At 63.3% G+C, this 15,323-nt stretch carries 14 protein-coding genes and 1 pseudogene; 14 read left to right on the top strand and 1 reads right to left on the bottom strand.

Going from position 1 to position 15,323, the window contains the following annotated elements; translation table 11 throughout:
- Position 1: 1 nt before the first annotated feature.
- From NKI01_RS13555 to NKI01_RS13540, 4 genes are read left to right on the top strand one after another with little or no spacing between them, the layout of a single operon-like run.
- The gene (locus tag NKI01_RS13555) at positions 2–1,132 is read left to right on the top strand and encodes a CgeB family protein (protein ID WP_352590366.1); all 1,131 of its coding nucleotides are present in this window, start codon (positions 2–4) and stop codon (positions 1,130–1,132) included.
- Positions 1,129–2,223, top strand: coding sequence for a CgeB family protein (locus tag NKI01_RS13550; RefSeq protein WP_352963469.1), 1,095 nt, complete (start codon positions 1,129–1,131; stop codon positions 2,221–2,223). Before NKI01_RS13555 ends, NKI01_RS13550 begins: the two co-directional genes overlap by 4 nt.
- Positions 2,220–3,329, top strand: a complete 1,110-nt coding sequence (locus NKI01_RS13545; protein WP_352482807.1) for a CgeB family protein — start codon at positions 2,220–2,222, stop codon at positions 3,327–3,329. The genes NKI01_RS13550 and NKI01_RS13545 overlap by 4 nt, the downstream gene beginning before the upstream one ends.
- A 23-nt stretch (positions 3,330–3,352) precedes the next feature.
- Positions 3,353–4,399, top strand: coding sequence for a UDP-glucuronic acid decarboxylase family protein (locus NKI01_RS13540; RefSeq protein WP_352493912.1), 1,047 nt, complete (start codon positions 3,353–3,355; stop codon positions 4,397–4,399).
- 251 nt (positions 4,400–4,650) lie between these two features.
- Here the strand turns inward: NKI01_RS13540 and NKI01_RS13535 are convergent, their stop codons facing one another.
- Positions 4,651–6,483, bottom strand: coding sequence for a hypothetical protein (locus NKI01_RS13535; RefSeq protein WP_352493911.1), 1,833 nt, complete (start codon positions 6,481–6,483; stop codon positions 4,651–4,653).
- A 159-nt stretch (positions 6,484–6,642) separates the two neighbouring features.
- Here NKI01_RS13535 and NKI01_RS13530 point away from each other — a divergent pair, with 159 nt between their 5' ends.
- The 10 genes and pseudogenes from NKI01_RS13530 (at position 6,643) to NKI01_RS13485 (ending at position 15,233) form a co-directional block, all read left to right on the top strand.
- Positions 6,643–7,746, top strand: a complete 1,104-nt coding sequence (locus NKI01_RS13530; RefSeq protein ID WP_352850525.1) for an inositol-3-phosphate synthase — start codon at positions 6,643–6,645, stop codon at positions 7,744–7,746.
- A complete protein-coding gene (locus NKI01_RS13525) occupies positions 7,743–8,339 on the top strand; it encodes a histidine phosphatase family protein (protein WP_352963466.1) in 597 nt (198 codons plus the stop codon). Before NKI01_RS13530 ends, NKI01_RS13525 begins: the two co-directional genes overlap by 4 nt.
- A 14-nt stretch (positions 8,340–8,353) precedes the next feature.
- Positions 8,354–9,457, top strand: coding sequence for a CgeB family protein (locus tag NKI01_RS13520; RefSeq protein WP_352963464.1), 1,104 nt, complete (start codon positions 8,354–8,356; stop codon positions 9,455–9,457).
- Positions 9,457–10,257 (top strand): nucleotidyltransferase family protein, encoded by an 801-nt coding sequence (locus NKI01_RS13515; protein WP_352590375.1) that lies wholly within the window; start codon positions 9,457–9,459, stop codon positions 10,255–10,257. The genes NKI01_RS13520 and NKI01_RS13515 overlap by 1 nt, the downstream gene beginning before the upstream one ends.
- 2 nt (positions 10,258–10,259) lie before the next feature.
- A complete protein-coding gene (locus tag NKI01_RS13510) occupies positions 10,260–11,021 on the top strand; it encodes a TIGR04290 family methyltransferase (protein ID WP_023716617.1) in 762 nt (253 codons plus the stop codon).
- Positions 11,014–11,946 carry a glycoside hydrolase 5 family protein gene (locus tag NKI01_RS13505; RefSeq protein WP_023716616.1) on the top strand — a complete coding sequence of 311 codons (933 nt, stop codon included), beginning with the start codon at positions 11,014–11,016 and terminating at the stop codon, positions 11,944–11,946. Before NKI01_RS13510 ends, NKI01_RS13505 begins: the two co-directional genes overlap by 8 nt.
- A 20-nt stretch (positions 11,947–11,966) precedes the next feature.
- Complete coding sequence (locus NKI01_RS13500) at positions 11,967–13,031, top strand: glycosyltransferase (protein ID WP_352493909.1); 1,065 nt, start codon at positions 11,967–11,969, stop codon at positions 13,029–13,031.
- Positions 13,032–13,038: 7 nt separating this feature from the next.
- A complete protein-coding gene (locus tag NKI01_RS13495; RefSeq protein ID WP_352963460.1) occupies positions 13,039–14,028 on the top strand; it encodes a GNAT family N-acetyltransferase in 990 nt (329 codons plus the stop codon).
- A pseudogene (locus tag NKI01_RS13490) lies at positions 14,025–14,792 on the top strand (class I SAM-dependent methyltransferase); the annotation flags it as partial. The gene NKI01_RS13495 and the pseudogene NKI01_RS13490, both read left to right, overlap by 4 nt.
- Positions 14,793–15,014: 222 nt before the next feature.
- Positions 15,015–15,233, top strand: a complete 219-nt coding sequence (locus tag NKI01_RS13485) for a hypothetical protein (protein WP_352963615.1) — start codon at positions 15,015–15,017, stop codon at positions 15,231–15,233.
- The last annotated feature ends 90 nt before the right edge of the window (positions 15,234–15,323 follow it).

Here is a 15,323-nt window from a genome sequence, read left to right as displayed (position 1 = left end):
TATGCGGTTTTTATTCTACACCCATTCGATCGTTTCCGACTGGAACCACGGCAACGCACATTTCCTGCGCGGCATCATGCGCGAGCTGGTCGCGCGTGGGCACCAGGTGATTGCGCTGGAGCCCGCCGACGGCTGGAGCCGGTCGAACCTGCTGGCCGAGAAAGGGTCCTTCGCGATCGAGCGATTCCGGAAAGATTTTCCGGAGTTGATGACGGTCACCTATGACGCCGCCTTCGACCACGAAGCCTGGATCTCCGATGCCGATGTGGTGATCGTGCACGAGTGGACCGCGCCGGACCTTGTCGCGCGGCTGGGCAGGGCGAAAGCAATTGGCGGCCGTTTCACGCTGCTGTTTCACGACACGCACCATCGCGCCATCTCGGCCACGCAAGCGATTTCCGCCTTGCAGCTTGAACATTACGATGGCGTGCTCGCCTTCGGCGAAGCGCTGCGGGAAAGCTATCTTCGCGCCGGATGGGGCAAGCGGGTCTTCACCTGGCACGAGGCAGCCGATGACCACCTGTTCCAGCCGCATCCTGAAATCGAGCGTAGCGCCGACCTGATCTGGATCGGCAATTGGGGCGACGACGAGCGCAGCACCGAAATCAGGGAGTTCCTGGTCGACCCGGTGCATGAACTTGGCCTGAGCGGCACTGTCCACGGCGTCCGCTATCCACGCGAGGCGCTCGCCGACCTCGCCACCGCCGGCCTGCGCTACGAAGGCTGGATCGCCAATGCCGACGTGCCGAAGGCATTCGCGGCGAACCGCATCACGGTTCACATCCCGCGGCGTCCATATCGCGAAAGCCTGCCCGGCATCCCGACCATCCGCATGTTCGAGGCGCTCGCCTGCGGCATCCCACTCGTTTCGGCGCCGTGGTCCGATGTCGAACGTCTGTTCAGGCCGGGCACCGATTTCCTGTTTGCAAACACCGGCTTCGAGATGCGGCATCATCTTCGCGCCGTGCTGCGTGACGCGGATCTCGCCGCTTCTCTGGCGACATCGGGCCTCGAGACTATTCGCTCACGGCACACGTGCCGGCATCGGGCGGATGAATTGTTCGGCGTGCTCGCCGAATGCGGGCACCGCCAAGCCGCCGATACGATCCTTGCAAAGGAGGCCGCCGAATGAAGATCGCATTTTACGGGTCGAGCCTGCTGTCGTCCTATTGGAATGGCGCGGCGACTTATTACCGCGGACTGCTCAAGGCTCTGGCCAGGCTCGGCTACGACATCATCTTCTATGAGCCGGACGTCTACGATCGCCAGAAGAACCGCGACATCGAGGCGCCGGACTGGTGTGCCGTCGTCGTCTACGAGGCCACCCCGAATGCGCTCATGCAGGTGGCGGCGCGGGCGGCCGACGCGGACATCGTCGTCAAGGCGAGTGGCGTCGGTTTCGCCGACGACGCGCTGCTGCGGGCGGTGCTCGATCACGCCCGTGCCGATGCGCTGACCGTGTTCTGGGATGTCGATGCGCCGGCGACACTTGGCCAGTTACGCGACGAGCCCGACCACACGCTGCATCGCGCGCTGCAGGAAATCGACCTGGTGCTGACCTATGGCGGCGGCGATCCCGTGGTCTGGGCCTATCGGGCCATGGGGGCCGCCGAATGTGTGCCGATCTACAATGCGCTCGATCCGGAAACGCATCATCCTGTCGGCAAGGATATGCGCTTTGCCTGCGATCTCGCCTTTCTCGGTAACCGGCTGCCGGACCGCGAGGCGCGCGTCGAGGCCTTCTTCCTCGACCCGGCCAGCCGCCTGGCCGATCAGCGCTTCCTGCTCGGCGGATCGGGCTGGGGCGACAAGCAGATGCCCGCCAATGTCCGATGGCTCGGCCATGTCGGCACGCGTGACCACAATGCACTGAACGTCACGGCCAAGGCGGTGCTGAACATCAGCCGCGACAGCATGGCGGCCAACGGTTTTTCGCCTGCGACGCGGGTTTTCGAGGCCGCGGGCGCCGGCGCATGCCTCATCACCGACGCCTGGCTCGGTGTGGACCTGTTCCTGAAACCTGGCGAGGAAATCCTGGTCGCGCGCGACGGCAGGGATGTCGCCGAGATGATGCAAAGCCTTACCGCCGAACGAGCCAAGGCGATCGGGGCATCTGCGCTTCGGCGGGTGCTTGGCGAACATACCTATACGACACGGGCCGTTTTGGCCGATGCCATTTTCAGGCGCCATTTCGAGCGCCCGACCGTGGAGGCCGCCGAATGACGAAGCCACTCGACATCGTCTTTCTTGGCCTGTCGCTCTCCTCATCGTGGGGAAACGGCCACGCCACGACTTTTCGGGGGCTGCTTAGAGGTCTCCACGAGCTCGGCCACCGCGTCACCTTTCTCGAACGCGACGTGCCGTGGTACGCAAGTCACCGGGATCTGCGCGATCCCGATTTCTGCGCCTTGCGCTACTATGAAACGACCGATGATCTTCGCCGCAATTTTGCGCGCTGCCTGCGCGAGGCCGATATCGTGGTCGTCGGCTCCTTCGTTCCGGAAGGCCCTGAAATCATCGACATCGTGGCGTCCCTGTGCACGGGTCAGTTCTGCTTCTATGATATCGACACGCCGGTTACGCTGGCGAAACTTTCAACCGATGATTGCGAGTACATTGCCAGGCGGCAGGTCCCGTATTTCGACGTCTATTTCTCGTTCACCGGCGGACCGACGCTTGCCCGTCTGACGGCGGAATTCGGCGCGAGGCGGGCCGAGCCGCTCTACTGTTCCGTCGACCCGGAACGGCATCACGGAACCGGTGATCCAATCCGCTGGGATCTCGGCTATCTCGGCACCTACAGCCCCGACCGCCAGGCGACGCTGGAGGCGCTGCTGTTCGAACCGGCGCGTCGCATGCCGGAGCGCCGCTTCGTCGTGGCCGGCTCGCAATATCCGCGCGAAATTGCCTGGCCGGACAATGTCGATCGCATCGAACACCTGCCACCGGCAGATCACGCAGTCTTCTATAGCCGCCAACGCTACACGTTGAACGTCACGCGCAGTTCCATGATCGCGGCCGGATGGTCGCCCAGCGTGCGCCTCTTCGAGGCAGCCGCCTGCGGCACCGCGATCATCAGCGACTGCTGGACCGGATTGGACAGCCTGTTTCCGGAGCGGACAATCCACACGGCGCGCAGGACCGAGGACGTGATCGGCATCCTGTCTGGGGAATCCGACGGTGCCCGGCTTGCCATGGCCAGGCACGCGCGCGCGCTCGTCCTGGCAGCCCACACAAGCACCGCGAGAGCCCGCGAATTCGTTTCGCTGCTGGCGCGGGCCAAATCGCCACGTTCTGCTCTCGATCTGGATGTCGAGAGTGCAGCATGACCCGCAGACGGGAGAAAATAGAGATGCAGCTATCAAGGAAGGCGGAACGGACCAGGACCGTGCTTGTCGCCGGCGGCGCAGGCTTCCTCGGTTCGCATCTTTGCGAGACATTGCTCCAGGCCGGCTGGCGCGTGATCTGCGTCGACAATTTCCTTACCGGCCGCATGGAGAACATTGCATCGATCGCCGATCGTCCGGATTTTCGGCTGATCAAGCAAGACATTTGCCGGCCCTTGGAGCTTGGCGAACCTGTGGACCGCATTTTCAACATGGCGTGCGCGGCCTCGCCACCACGCTATCAGGCCGACCCGGTCCACACGACGCGGACTTGCGTCATCGGGACGCTCAATCTGCTGGAGCTCGCCGCCCGCAACGGCGCCCGTTTCCTGCAGGCGTCCACCAGCGAAGTGTATGGCGATCCAGAACAGCATCCGCAAAAGGAGGACTATGTCGGCCACGTGAACTGCATCGGCCCCCGCGCCTGCTATGACGAAGGCAAGCGCACCGCCGAAACATTGTGCTTCGATTATTTGAGAATGGGAAAAGCCGATATCCGTGTCGCGCGCATCTTCAACACCTATGGTCCCAGGATGGACCCTGCGGACGGACGGATTGTTTCCAATTTGATCGTGCAGGCACTCGAGAGACGGCCGCTGACGATATTCGGCGACGGGCTGCAGACCAGGTCGTTCTGCTACGTTTCCGATCTGGTCGACGGCTTGATCCGGTTGATGGAGGTCAATCCCAGCCCGCGCCAGCCCGTCAATCTGGGCAATCCGGGGGAGTTCACCATCCTGCAATTGGCGGGCCTGGTGAGGCGCATGACCAGAACCGGATCGGCCTTGAAATTCCTGCCGCTGCCGCAAGACGATCCTCGTCGTCGGCAACCCGACATTTCCCGTGCAAAGAAGCTTCTCGGCTGGTCGCCAAAAGTGCCGCTCAGGCAAGGTTTGATGCATACAGTCAGCTATTTTACCGAGCTTGAGACGACGCAGACGGTCGACAGAACACGGCGAATTGCCACCAGCGTGCATTCTGCATCAGGCCGGCTGCAAAATCTGCCGGCCTGACGGCAGTATTTGCCACGTTCCCCTCGGAGATCACGGTCGTTTCGCGCCGATCGTCGGTCACTTTTTCTCGTCGCGGGAACAATCCGTCCAGCTTCCGGTTCGGCCAGGGTACCGGCACGGAGACGATTTGTGCATCCGAAGCGATCCGCCAAAGACATCGAGCAAATGGCCGCAAGAGAGACGGCTGCCTTCCTGCGGCGCGCCTCCATCACCTATCTGGAATGTTGCGTGAGCCTGATGCTGACGCATCTTCAGCGGGAAGAGGTAGCCGCCATCCTCGAAAAGGAAGCGGATATGCTTCGCCGGCTGGACTGATCCTGCTCGAAGGGCCGCAGGTGCCCTTGGGTATCCAGGAACCGAAGCAACATCGCCGTATAACGTCTTGCCGCGGCCGCCAGCCGGATCTGTTCCCGATCATCGCCAGATCGTAAAGCCATGCTCCACAAGCCAAGCTGGAAGGCGAGATAGCAGGGCTCGTAGTAGTGGGCCAGATTGGCATCGACGGGACGGGAGGCTCTCGCTTCCACAGCCTTGCAAAGCGCCGCAGTCGCCGCGTCGGAGAGGCTGTATTCGACGCGGGCGCCGGCAATGTCCCAGGCGATGTCCTGACAGCCGACCAGATCGTGCGACCGGCAATGGTCGAGGGCGTCCGTCTTGATCAGCGTTCCGCCTCGCGAAAGGATGAACTCCCACCGATGAAGCCGCCCGTCGATCTCGACCCGCTGCATATTCTTGGGTGGAGCCTGTGTCGAAAACCAGTTCTGCAGCTCCGCCGCGCGGCTTTCGCCCAGCGCCTCACTTGTATTCCGCACCGCCATGTCGGCAAGCGCCTCCAGCGAGGCGCCCGGCTCAGAGGCGGGCAGATTGGCTGCGCGCCAGGCTAGATAGCGCGCGAGATGTGCGACCACTTTTTCTTTCGAAAGCCTTGCCCGGTCCAGCGTTGTACCGTCGATCCAGCGTTCGACGAGAAAGCCATGGCACAGCCCGGCGACTTCCGGGCCAAAGCCTGCATCGTGCAGCCTCCTGGCGGTCTCGGCCTTGTGCATTCCGATTTCGCCCAGGCCAACGAACTTGACCGACCATTTTTCCCGGCCTGCAGAAGCGAGGAACTTTCGCCGCTCGAAGCCGCGGTGAACGGGTGGCCAATGGTCCTCCGTCCTGTCTCGAAAGCGACGCCACTCTCCGCCGGATATTTCGGTCAGGCTGACCGCTGTGCTGCCGATCGTCAGGGCTACCCAGTCCCGCAGCGTCGGGACAGCGGATCCAGCTGGGAAAGTGCGTTCAAAGTTGGCGGTATGTTTCTTGCAGTGCATCCATGCCTCACGACTGTCCGCCGAAGCCTCGGGACCCGCGCCACCCGAATGGCTGGGGAACAGATGGATGCGCCCGGCCCCGATGCCTAGCCCCTGCAGCCATGCGACGACGGCGTGGAACGAACTGCCGGACAGGCCCGGGCCTTCGTCGACGATGGCAAAGCGGGCCGATGGCTTCGTCATCCAGCCACCGATCAGCTCCGGATCGGCGGCAAGCCGCCTGCGAAACGGGTGGCCGGTCGGACGGACGCTGACGGGTGCTGGCGTGCCGATGGCTGCAGCCACCATCGCTGCAAGCCCCAGGCCGATGCTGCGGATGCCGATTACGCATGTGTTCGCATCGAGACCGGAATGCCGCGCGGCGACGAAATAGCTTTCCGGATAGAGCGCATAGTGAGCATATCCCTCAGCCGTGCCGGTGAGGATTTCGCCATCGCATTCGAGTTCGGCCAACATTCGCGGCACGTCAGCATCGACTGGGCCATCGATCGTGAATCCGGCGTCCCACGATCTACCCACGTGCCGGGCCAAGCCGACCAGGAGATTTGCGCCCGCGATCCGGTATCGGGAATTCCTGTCCGTGCCGTTGGCCTCGAATTCAGCATCGGCAAGACCCTGGACCAGTTCCGAGGCCGTGATGAACAGGCCGACCAAGGCTGCGTGGCGTTCGATCCCACTTGGCATGTCGGCAATGTGCTCGGCCGCTTTGCACGCTGAGCCGCGAACATGTTGCGCGCTCTGCATTCGCTTGTGGTCGCCATAGACGATCATTGTCCCGTCCCGGTTGGCCTCACCCTTCGCTGCACAACTCGGCGGGCGCTACTTTGATCCACTATCGGTTGCACGATTTTTGCAGCCGGCAAGGAACAATCCGGGAGGAAGGCGGTTTGGCACGAAGAACTTACCTTCAACAGCATAGGCAGCGGTTTCGTGGGATCGAAGAAAGTTCGAATCGGTATAGTCGGCGTCGGCAACTGCGCTTCCTCCCTTGTTCAGGGCATCACCTATTACCGCGACGCAAGGAGCAATGAGCCCATACCCGGGCTGATGCACGCCGATCTTGGCGGCTACCATGTCAAGGACATTGAAGTGGTCTGCGCATTCGACGTCGCCAAGGGCAAGGTCGGACGCGATGTGGCAGACGCGATCTACAGCGCGCCGAACAATACTTTCCGCTTTGCCAATGTGGCGCCTACCGGCGCTCGCGTCGAACGCGGACCGACGCTGGACGGCATCGGCAAATATCTGCGCGACGAGATCGAGGAGGCCGACGAGCCGGTCGCCAATGTCGGCAAGATCCTCGCCGACAGCGGCGCCGAAATCCTGGTGTCCTATCTGCCAGTCGGCTCGGAGGAGGCAACGCGCTTTTATGCCGAGTGCGCGCTCGATGCGGGCTGCGCCTTCGTCAACTGCATACCAGTCTTCATCGCCTCGCGGCCGGAGTGGCGCCGCCGCTTCGAGCAACACGGCCTGCCGCTGATCGGCGACGACATCAAGAGCCAGGTCGGTGCGACGATCGTACATCGTCTGCTTGCCAACCTGTTTCGTGAGCGCGGCGTGCGTATCGATCGCACCTACCAGCTCAATTTCGGCGGCAACACCGATTTCCTCAACATGCTGGAGCGCGAGCGGCTGGAATCGAAGAAGATCTCAAAGACGCAATCCGTCACCAGCCAGATCGATGTTCCCTTGGAGCCCGGCAACATTCACGTCGGGCCGAGCGACCACGTGCCGTGGCTGACCGACCGCAAGTGGGCCTATATCCGGGTCGAAGGCACGACCTTCGGCGGTGTGCCGCTGAATGCCGAGCTCAAGCTGGAAGTGTGGGATTCGCCCAACTCGGCCGGGGTCGTGATCGATGCGGTGCGTTGCGCCAAGCTGGCGCTCGACCGCGGCATCGCAGGCGCGCTGACCGGTCCCTGCAGCTATTTCATGAAATCGCCGCCCGAGCAGTTCACCGACGCGGAAGCCCGCCAGCGCACGCTCTCTTTCATCGCCGGTAAGGACGAGCCGATGCTCGATGCCGCGGAATGATGACGACGTTCTTTCTGGTCCGCCACGCCGCGCATGACAATGTCGGCTGTTATCTTGCCGGACGGATGGCGGGCGTTTGCCTCGGCGAAGCCGGCAGGGCACAGGCCTCGCATCTGGCTGACCGTATGGCACGCGAGGCGATAGCGGCAATCTTTTGTAGCCCGCGCGAACGCACGCAGGAGACGGCCAATCCGATTGCACTCGCCTGCAATGCCGGTGAAATCGTGATCCGCGAGGAACTCGATGAGATCGACTTCGGCACCTGGTCGGGAAAGACCTTCGAAGAACTGAACCAGGATGCCGACTGGCGGGTGTGGAACGACCAGCGCCAGCAGGCGAGAACACCGAGCGGCGAGACCATGCTGGACGTGCAGCAACGCGTCGTCTCGCTGATCGAGCAGGTCCGCGGAACATACCAGAACCAGTGCGTTGCACTGGTCAGCCATGCCGACGTCATCAAGGCCGCCGTGTGCAAAGTGCTCGGCCTGTCGCTGGGGAACTGCTTTCGTTTCGATATCGACCCAGCGTCGATCACCACGGTTGTTTGGGGAGACTGGGGGTCGAAGCTGATCAGACTCAACGAAGCTGCCTGACGAGGAATTGCCGGATGCGCATGGTCATTTTCGGTCTTACCGTGACATCGTCGTGGGGCAACGGGCACGCCACGCTGTGGCGCGGATTGATCCGGGCGATGGCCGGGCTGGGCTGGTCCATCACCTTCTTCGAACGCAACACTCCCTATTATGCCGGGACGCGCGACCTCGACCAGCTGGATGGCGGCAGCATTGTCCTTTATCCGGACTGGCAGGACATCCAGAGCGCTGCCGAGCAGGCGGTGAATGAGGCCGATGTCGTCATCGTCACCTCCTATTGCCCCGATGCGGTGAGCGCGTCGCGCTTTGCCCACCAGGCCTGTCGCGGGCTGAAGGTCTTCTATGACCTAGACACGCCGGTGACGCTGGCGCGAATCGAACAAGGTGAGCCTCCGGCCTATTTCGGGCCGGAAGGGCTTCGGGATTTCGACCTCGTGCTGAGCTACACGGGAGGAACCGCGATCGATGCGCTGAAGACGATGCTGGGCGCGCGCCGCGTCATGCCACTCTACGGCCATGTCGATCCAGAGCGACACCGGCCGGCCCCGCCCAAGCCGGAGTTTGCCGGCGACCTTTCCTATCTCGGGACGTATGCGGCAGACCGCCAGACCGGGGTCGAAAGGCTGCTGGTCAGTCCGGCTGCGCGCCTGCCGGATCGCCGTTTCATCATTGGCGGCGCACAATATCCGCAAGAATTCCCGTGGAGCGACAATATTTTCTTCGTCCGTCACCTGCCGCCCGCCGAACACCCCGCCTTCTTTTCATCATCACGGCTGACCCTGAACGTGACCCGCGAGGCGATGGCCGAAAGGGGCTGGTGTCCTTCCGGCCGGCTATTCGAAGCCGCCGCGTGCGGTGCTGCGATGGTGAGCGACACGTGGCCGGGACTGGAGGCCTTCTTCCGGCCCGGCGAAGAGATCGTCGTGGCCAACAGCACCGACGACGTGGTCGCCGCGCTCGACCTGCCCGACGCCGAGCTTGACGCGATCCGCCGCCGGGCGCGCGAGCGGGTGCTGGACGAACACACCTCGGCGCGGCGGGCGAAGGAATTCGACCGCATCCTGTCCGATGCACTGCACGGCTCCACGCGTGGCGAGCCGTTGAAGGAGGCAGTTTGATGTTGGGCATTGTGCCCGCCGCCGGGCGGGGAAGCCGCATCCAGCCGCTCGGCTTTTCGAAGGAACTGCTGCCGGTCGGCAGCCGCATCGACGGCAACACCGAGCGGCCTTGCGCGGTGAGCGAATACCTGGTGCGCCGCATGGTGCGCGCGGGGGCCGACAAGATCTGCTTTGTCATCGGTTCGGGTAAGTCGGATATCCTCGAATATTATTCTGCCGGCTATGCCGATGCGGCGGCGCTGTTCGTGGTGCAGCCCTCTCCAGTCGGCCTTTGCGACGCCATCTTCCGCGCCGCACCGCTCGTCGGAGCCGACGAGACCGTTCTGGTCGGGCTTCCCGATACAATCTGGTTTCCCGAAGACGGCTTCCTGGCTCTCCCGGACGACGGCCTGTCCTTCCTGCTGTTTCCGGTGGACCAGCCGGAATTCTTCGATGCCGTCGTTGTCGACCAGGACGACCGGGTGAAGCAAATCCAGGTCAAGCAGCAGAATGCCGCGTCGAACTGGATCTGGGGTGCGTTTAAGATGCCCGGCCACACCCTTCACCGGCTTGCCGCGCTGTGGCGGGAGCGGGACCGGTGCGACGAATATATCGGCACGCTGGTCAATGCCTATCTGGCCGCCGGGGGTGAAGCGCATGGCATCAAGGCTGGCACCGCCTATGTCGACGTCGGTACGTTCAACGGCTATCGTACGGCACTTCGGCTGCTCGAAAGCGCCGCCGGTACCAAGGACGACCAAGCCGCCATGACGCTGCCCGGCCACCAGCACGTCCCTATCCTCGCAGGCGAAGGAGGCTAGCCATGCTGCATTCCGATGCCGAAATCCGCCGCCGCATCGATGCGCTCGGCCCATGGTTCCACAATATGGAGCTGGCCGGCGTGGAAACGGCTCCCGATCATTTCCTCGGCAATTACCCGCTGATCAAATGGCGCAAATTCGCCGACGCCATTCCCGCCGATCTTTCCGGCAAGGCGGTGCTCGACATAGGCTGCAATGCAGGTTTCTACTCTATCGAGATGAAACGCCGCGGCGCCGGTCGCGTGCTCGGCATCGACTTCGACGAGGCATACCTTGCGCAGGCGCGCTTTGCCGCTGAGGTTGCGGACTGCGACATCGAATTCCAGCAGCTCTCGGTCTACGACGTTGGCGCGCTGCGTGAGCGGTTCGACATCGTGCTGTTCATGGGAGTGCTCTACCATTTGCGCCATCCCTTGCTCGCTCTCGATCTGATCCGGGAGCACGTTGCCGACGACCTGATGATTTTCCAGTCGATGCAGCGCGGCAGCACCGACGTGCCGGCACTCGAGCAGAATTATCATTTCTGGACGCACGACCTGTTCGACCGGCCGGAGTTCCCAAAGCTGCATTTCATCGAGCATCGTTATGCCGACGACCCGACCAACTGGTGGATTCCCAATCGCGCCTGCACCGAAGCCATGCTGCGCAGCGCCGGCTTCGAGATCGTGCTGCAACCCGAGCAGGAGGTCTATTTCTGCCGCACCGCCGACGTACCGGCCGGCGGCGGCGCCATCTACCCGTCGAAAGGACAGATAAATGATTGAAGCCGCGATGATCTGGAACGAGCCAAACAACAAATCCCACTGGGATCCAGAGCTCGATCCCGACTGGAGCCGCTTCGCCAACATGGCAATCCTGGCCGCCGACGCGATAGCGTCGGAGAATCCGGCCTTGACCAAGGTCCTTGGCGGCATCTCGCCGATCGACGCCGCCTTCATAACACGGATGCAGGAATTCGGCGTGCTCGATCATGTCGACGCGGTCGCCGTGCACGGCTTTCCGCTCGACTGGAACCTCTGGCAGATCCACGAATGGCCGCAGAAGATTGGCGAAATTTCGGCTGTCACCGATCTTCCGGTATGGGTCAGCGAGGTCGGCGTGTCGACCTTCGGTGCCGAGGAGGTACAGGCCTGGGGCCTGCGCCGGACAGCGGAACTGCTGATCGGCAACGCACCGCGCATCCAATGGTATAGCCTCTACGACCTGCCGCGCGAATGGGAAGCGACGACGCGCCATCGCGAGGCGGAAGGCTCTTCCTACTACCGCCATTTCTACATGGGCCTGCTGCGCCAGGACGGCACGCCAAAGCCCGCGCTCGAGGAATTCCTGCACCACGCGCCGGCAATGGGACTGGTGCAGTGGTTCCATTTCGAAGATCACCGGCTGGATGACGCCGTCGCCTGGATGAAACGGCTCGGCGTCACCAATCTGCGCACCGGGCTTTCCTGGGCCGACAGTTTCAGGCCGAACGCACTTGACTGGTTCGACCGGCAAATGGAGGCGTTGGCCGACTTCGACGTGACGGTCACCTTCTGCTTCACGCCGGAACACCGCGGAATGATGCCGCACCACGCCAGCCCGCCGCTGGTGCCGGCGGAATTCGCCGAATTCTGCGCGGCAATGACGCGCCGCTATGCCGGCAGCATCGCTGCCCCTTCCGCCGGCAGGCAGCGCGCCTCCGCAGCGTGAGGAGCTTCGGCTCGCCAGCCATGACGCTCACCGTCCTCAACGTCGCCTATCCCCTCGCCCCGGTCGGGCCGGATGCGGTCGGCGGCGCCGAGCAGGTGCTGTCGATGCTCGATCAGGCGCTCGTACAGGCCGGACACCGTTCGATCGTGATCGGCTGCCAGGGCTCGCGCGCTGCGGGTGTCCTCATCGAGACGCCGGCCGAACCGGGCGTGCTCGATGAAGCGGCGAAGCGCCGGGCCCAGCGTGCTCATCGCGCAGCAATAGCTACCGCACGCGCACGCTGGCCAATCGACGCGGTTCATTTGCATGGCATCGATTTCGATGCCTATCTGCCGGGCGATGGGCCGACATTGGTGACCTTGCACCTGCCGCTCGACTGGTATCCGGCCGATGCTCTCAGTCCGGCGCGAGAGGATCTGTGGCTGCATGCGGTATCGGCGGCTCAGCAACGAACCGCGCCACCGGGCGCCAGGCTGATCGGGCCGATCCCCAACGGAGTGGACATCGACGCGCTGAGCGAGCCACAGGTCAAGCGTGAGTTTGCGCTCGTGCTCAGCCGAATCTGCCCGGAAAAGGGCATTCATCTGGCGCTTGACGCAGCCAAGAAGGCCAACGTACCGCTGGTCATCGGCGGCAAAGTCTATCCCTACGAAACCCACACAGCGTATTTTCGCGACGAGGTCGAGCCGCGGCTGGACAGTCGGCGCCGCTTCCTCGGTCCGCTCGGCTTTGTCGCCAAGCGGCGCCTGCTCAACACAGCCCGCTGCCTGGTCGTCCCGAGCCTTGCCGCGGAAACCAGTTCTCTCGTCGCCATGGAGGCACTCGCCTGCGGCACCCCCGTGGTGGCCTTCCCGAATGGCGCACTGCCGGATGTGGTCGAGCATGGCAAGACGGGGTATCTCGTCAGAGATGTCGACGAAATGGCGGAAGCCATCGTTGCCGCACCCGGCCTGGACCCTGAGACCTGCCGGGCCGAGGCGCGGCGCCGCTTTTCACTCGACCGCATGGTCTCCTCCTACATGGACGCCTATCGGGCGCTGGCACGGCTCGGCACAGACAGCGGACAGCTCGCGGCGGCGAAGTGAGCGGGACATGCTCCGCAGCGAGATCATCGACGATGCGGCGGGCCTCGAAGCCCTCGGGCCACACTGGTGGGAACTCTGGTCGCGCAGTCCCTCGGCGACGCCGTTCCAGTCTCCCGCATGGCTGGTGCCGTGGTGGCGGACATTCGCTCCCGGCGACCTTGCGACGGTCGCCGTCTGGCGAGGCGACGATCTGGTCGGCCTGGCGCCACTCTATCTGGAATGCCAGGAAGCCGGCGCGCGGTTGCTTCCGCTCGGGATTTCGTTGAGCGACTATCTGGACGTTCTTTGTCTTCCCGAGATCGCCGAACCGGTCGGCGCCGTCATCGCCGGCTCGGTTCTTTCCATCGGCTGGTCACAGTGGATCTTGCCGGATCTGCCGGCCGGCGGTGCCGGCCTCGCCATCAGGCATGCCGCGCTCGAAACGTGCCAGGCTGTCGGCCACGCTGCTTGCCCGGTGCTTTCCCTCACGGGCGATGAGACGCTTCTAAGCTGTGTTCCGGCGCGGCGACGGCGCCAATTGCGCCGCGCCCATAGAGCCGCTTCGAGACGTGGCCGGGTCGCCATCGAACCCGTTTTGTCCGATCCGCAGACATTCCTCGATCATTTGATCCGCCTCCACCGCGCGCGCTGGGCCGGAAACGGCGACGGCGTCCTGTGCGATACCCGCGTGGAAGAATTCCACCGTCAGGCGCTGCCGGAAATGGCCGCCCAAGCGCTTGCCCGATGCTGGCTGATCATGATCGGCGATGCGGTCGTGGGCGCTTATTACGGGTTCCATCATCGCGGCCGCGCTTACGCTTACCTCGGTGGCTTCGATCCGGCCTATGCGGAGGAAAGTCCCGGCGCGCTGCTCATCGGCCAGGCGATAAGGCAGGCGATCTGCGAAGGCGCGGAAGAGTTCGATTTTCTGCGCGGACAAGAGGCCTACAAATACAGCTGGGGCGCCGTCGACCGGTGGACGATGCGCAAGATCTGGACGCGGAGCAAAGGGCGATGAGCGCGACCCAACCGGGATCTCGGTGGTCGACATCAGCAAGGCGGGTGCTGGAGGAATGCATGGCAGATGGTGCCGGCGTCGAAGCCGTCATCGCCAGGCTGGCTCTCCGTTTCGAGACAGGAATCGAAGCCGCAGAACTGGCGAAGATTGCGCAAGACATGCACTCGGCCGAACCGCGAAAGACGGCAAAACTACAGCGGATTGCCGACCTGCTTCAGCGCAGGCCCGAGATCTTCGCCACGCTGCGCAAAACGGGTGCTGCCGTTCGGCACGAACGCGGTGAGGGAGAGACCGGCGATGCGGTCGTCAAGCGGCTGGCAGCCGGGTTTGACGCGGCGGCGGCGATCTCCCCGGCGGCGAGCGTCCAGCTGTCGTCGCTGGGCAACGAGGAAAAGCTCTCGGCCGCTACGGCTGAGATCGTTGCATGGCTGGAGAGGCGAGGTTTTAGCGGCGCAAATAACGACATCCTGGATATTGGCTGTGGTATCGGTCGCTTCGAACAGGCGCTCTCCGCTCTATCGCACCGGATCGTCGGCATCGACATATCCGCGGCGATGATCTCGATCGCTCGCCGGCGATGCGCCGGGCTCGGCAATGTGGAATTTCGCCCTACCCAAGGTTTCGATCTTGCCGATTTCGGCAATGCGAGCTTCGACCGCGTGCTGGCCGTCGACAGCTTTCCCTATTTGGTGCTGGCCGGCCTCGCCGAACGGCATTTCGTGGAAATCGGGCGCGTGCTGAAGAGGCCGGGCATGGCCGTGCTTTTGAATTATTCATATCGCGGATCGCCGGCGCTGGATCGCGCCGACGTTCATAACTTCGCCAATGCAAATGGCATGCAAATCCTCGTCGACGGCGAAAAGCCGTTCCGGCACTGGGACGGCGATGCCTTCCTGCTTACGATTTCCAGCGGAACATTGTGGCCCAACGCTGGTTCGGATGCCGAACAGGAAAAGCCGCTATTCGACAGTATGAAGGAGGATAAGATGGCGTCCGGCAGCAAGAAGCACGTCGGTCGCGGCAGTCATGGCAAAGGCGCTGGCGCTGGCGCAATGACCGATCTTCCCAAGGACAAGATCGGAGAGAACGCTGTTCTGTCCAACAGAGACAAGAAGCAGCACAGCAAGGAGCGTGGGCTCGACGGCAATCGGGTCAAGTCCGAGCAGTACCAGGATCATTCAGCGGATCGACGGCCTGAAGACTGATCGTTGCGGCGGCATGTGGCTTGCAGCCGGTGAGCAATTGAAAACGCAGCGAGAGCCAACCGCTGACGAAGCTGTGCAAGGACCGAAGCC

The organism is Mesorhizobium sp. M0815 (genome assembly GCF_040319995.1).
In the GTDB taxonomy this organism is placed as follows: domain Bacteria; phylum Pseudomonadota; class Alphaproteobacteria; order Rhizobiales; family Rhizobiaceae; genus Mesorhizobium.
The sequence above is the reverse complement of the archived record's forward strand: the minus strand, read 5'-3'. Positions and strand labels throughout refer to the sequence as shown.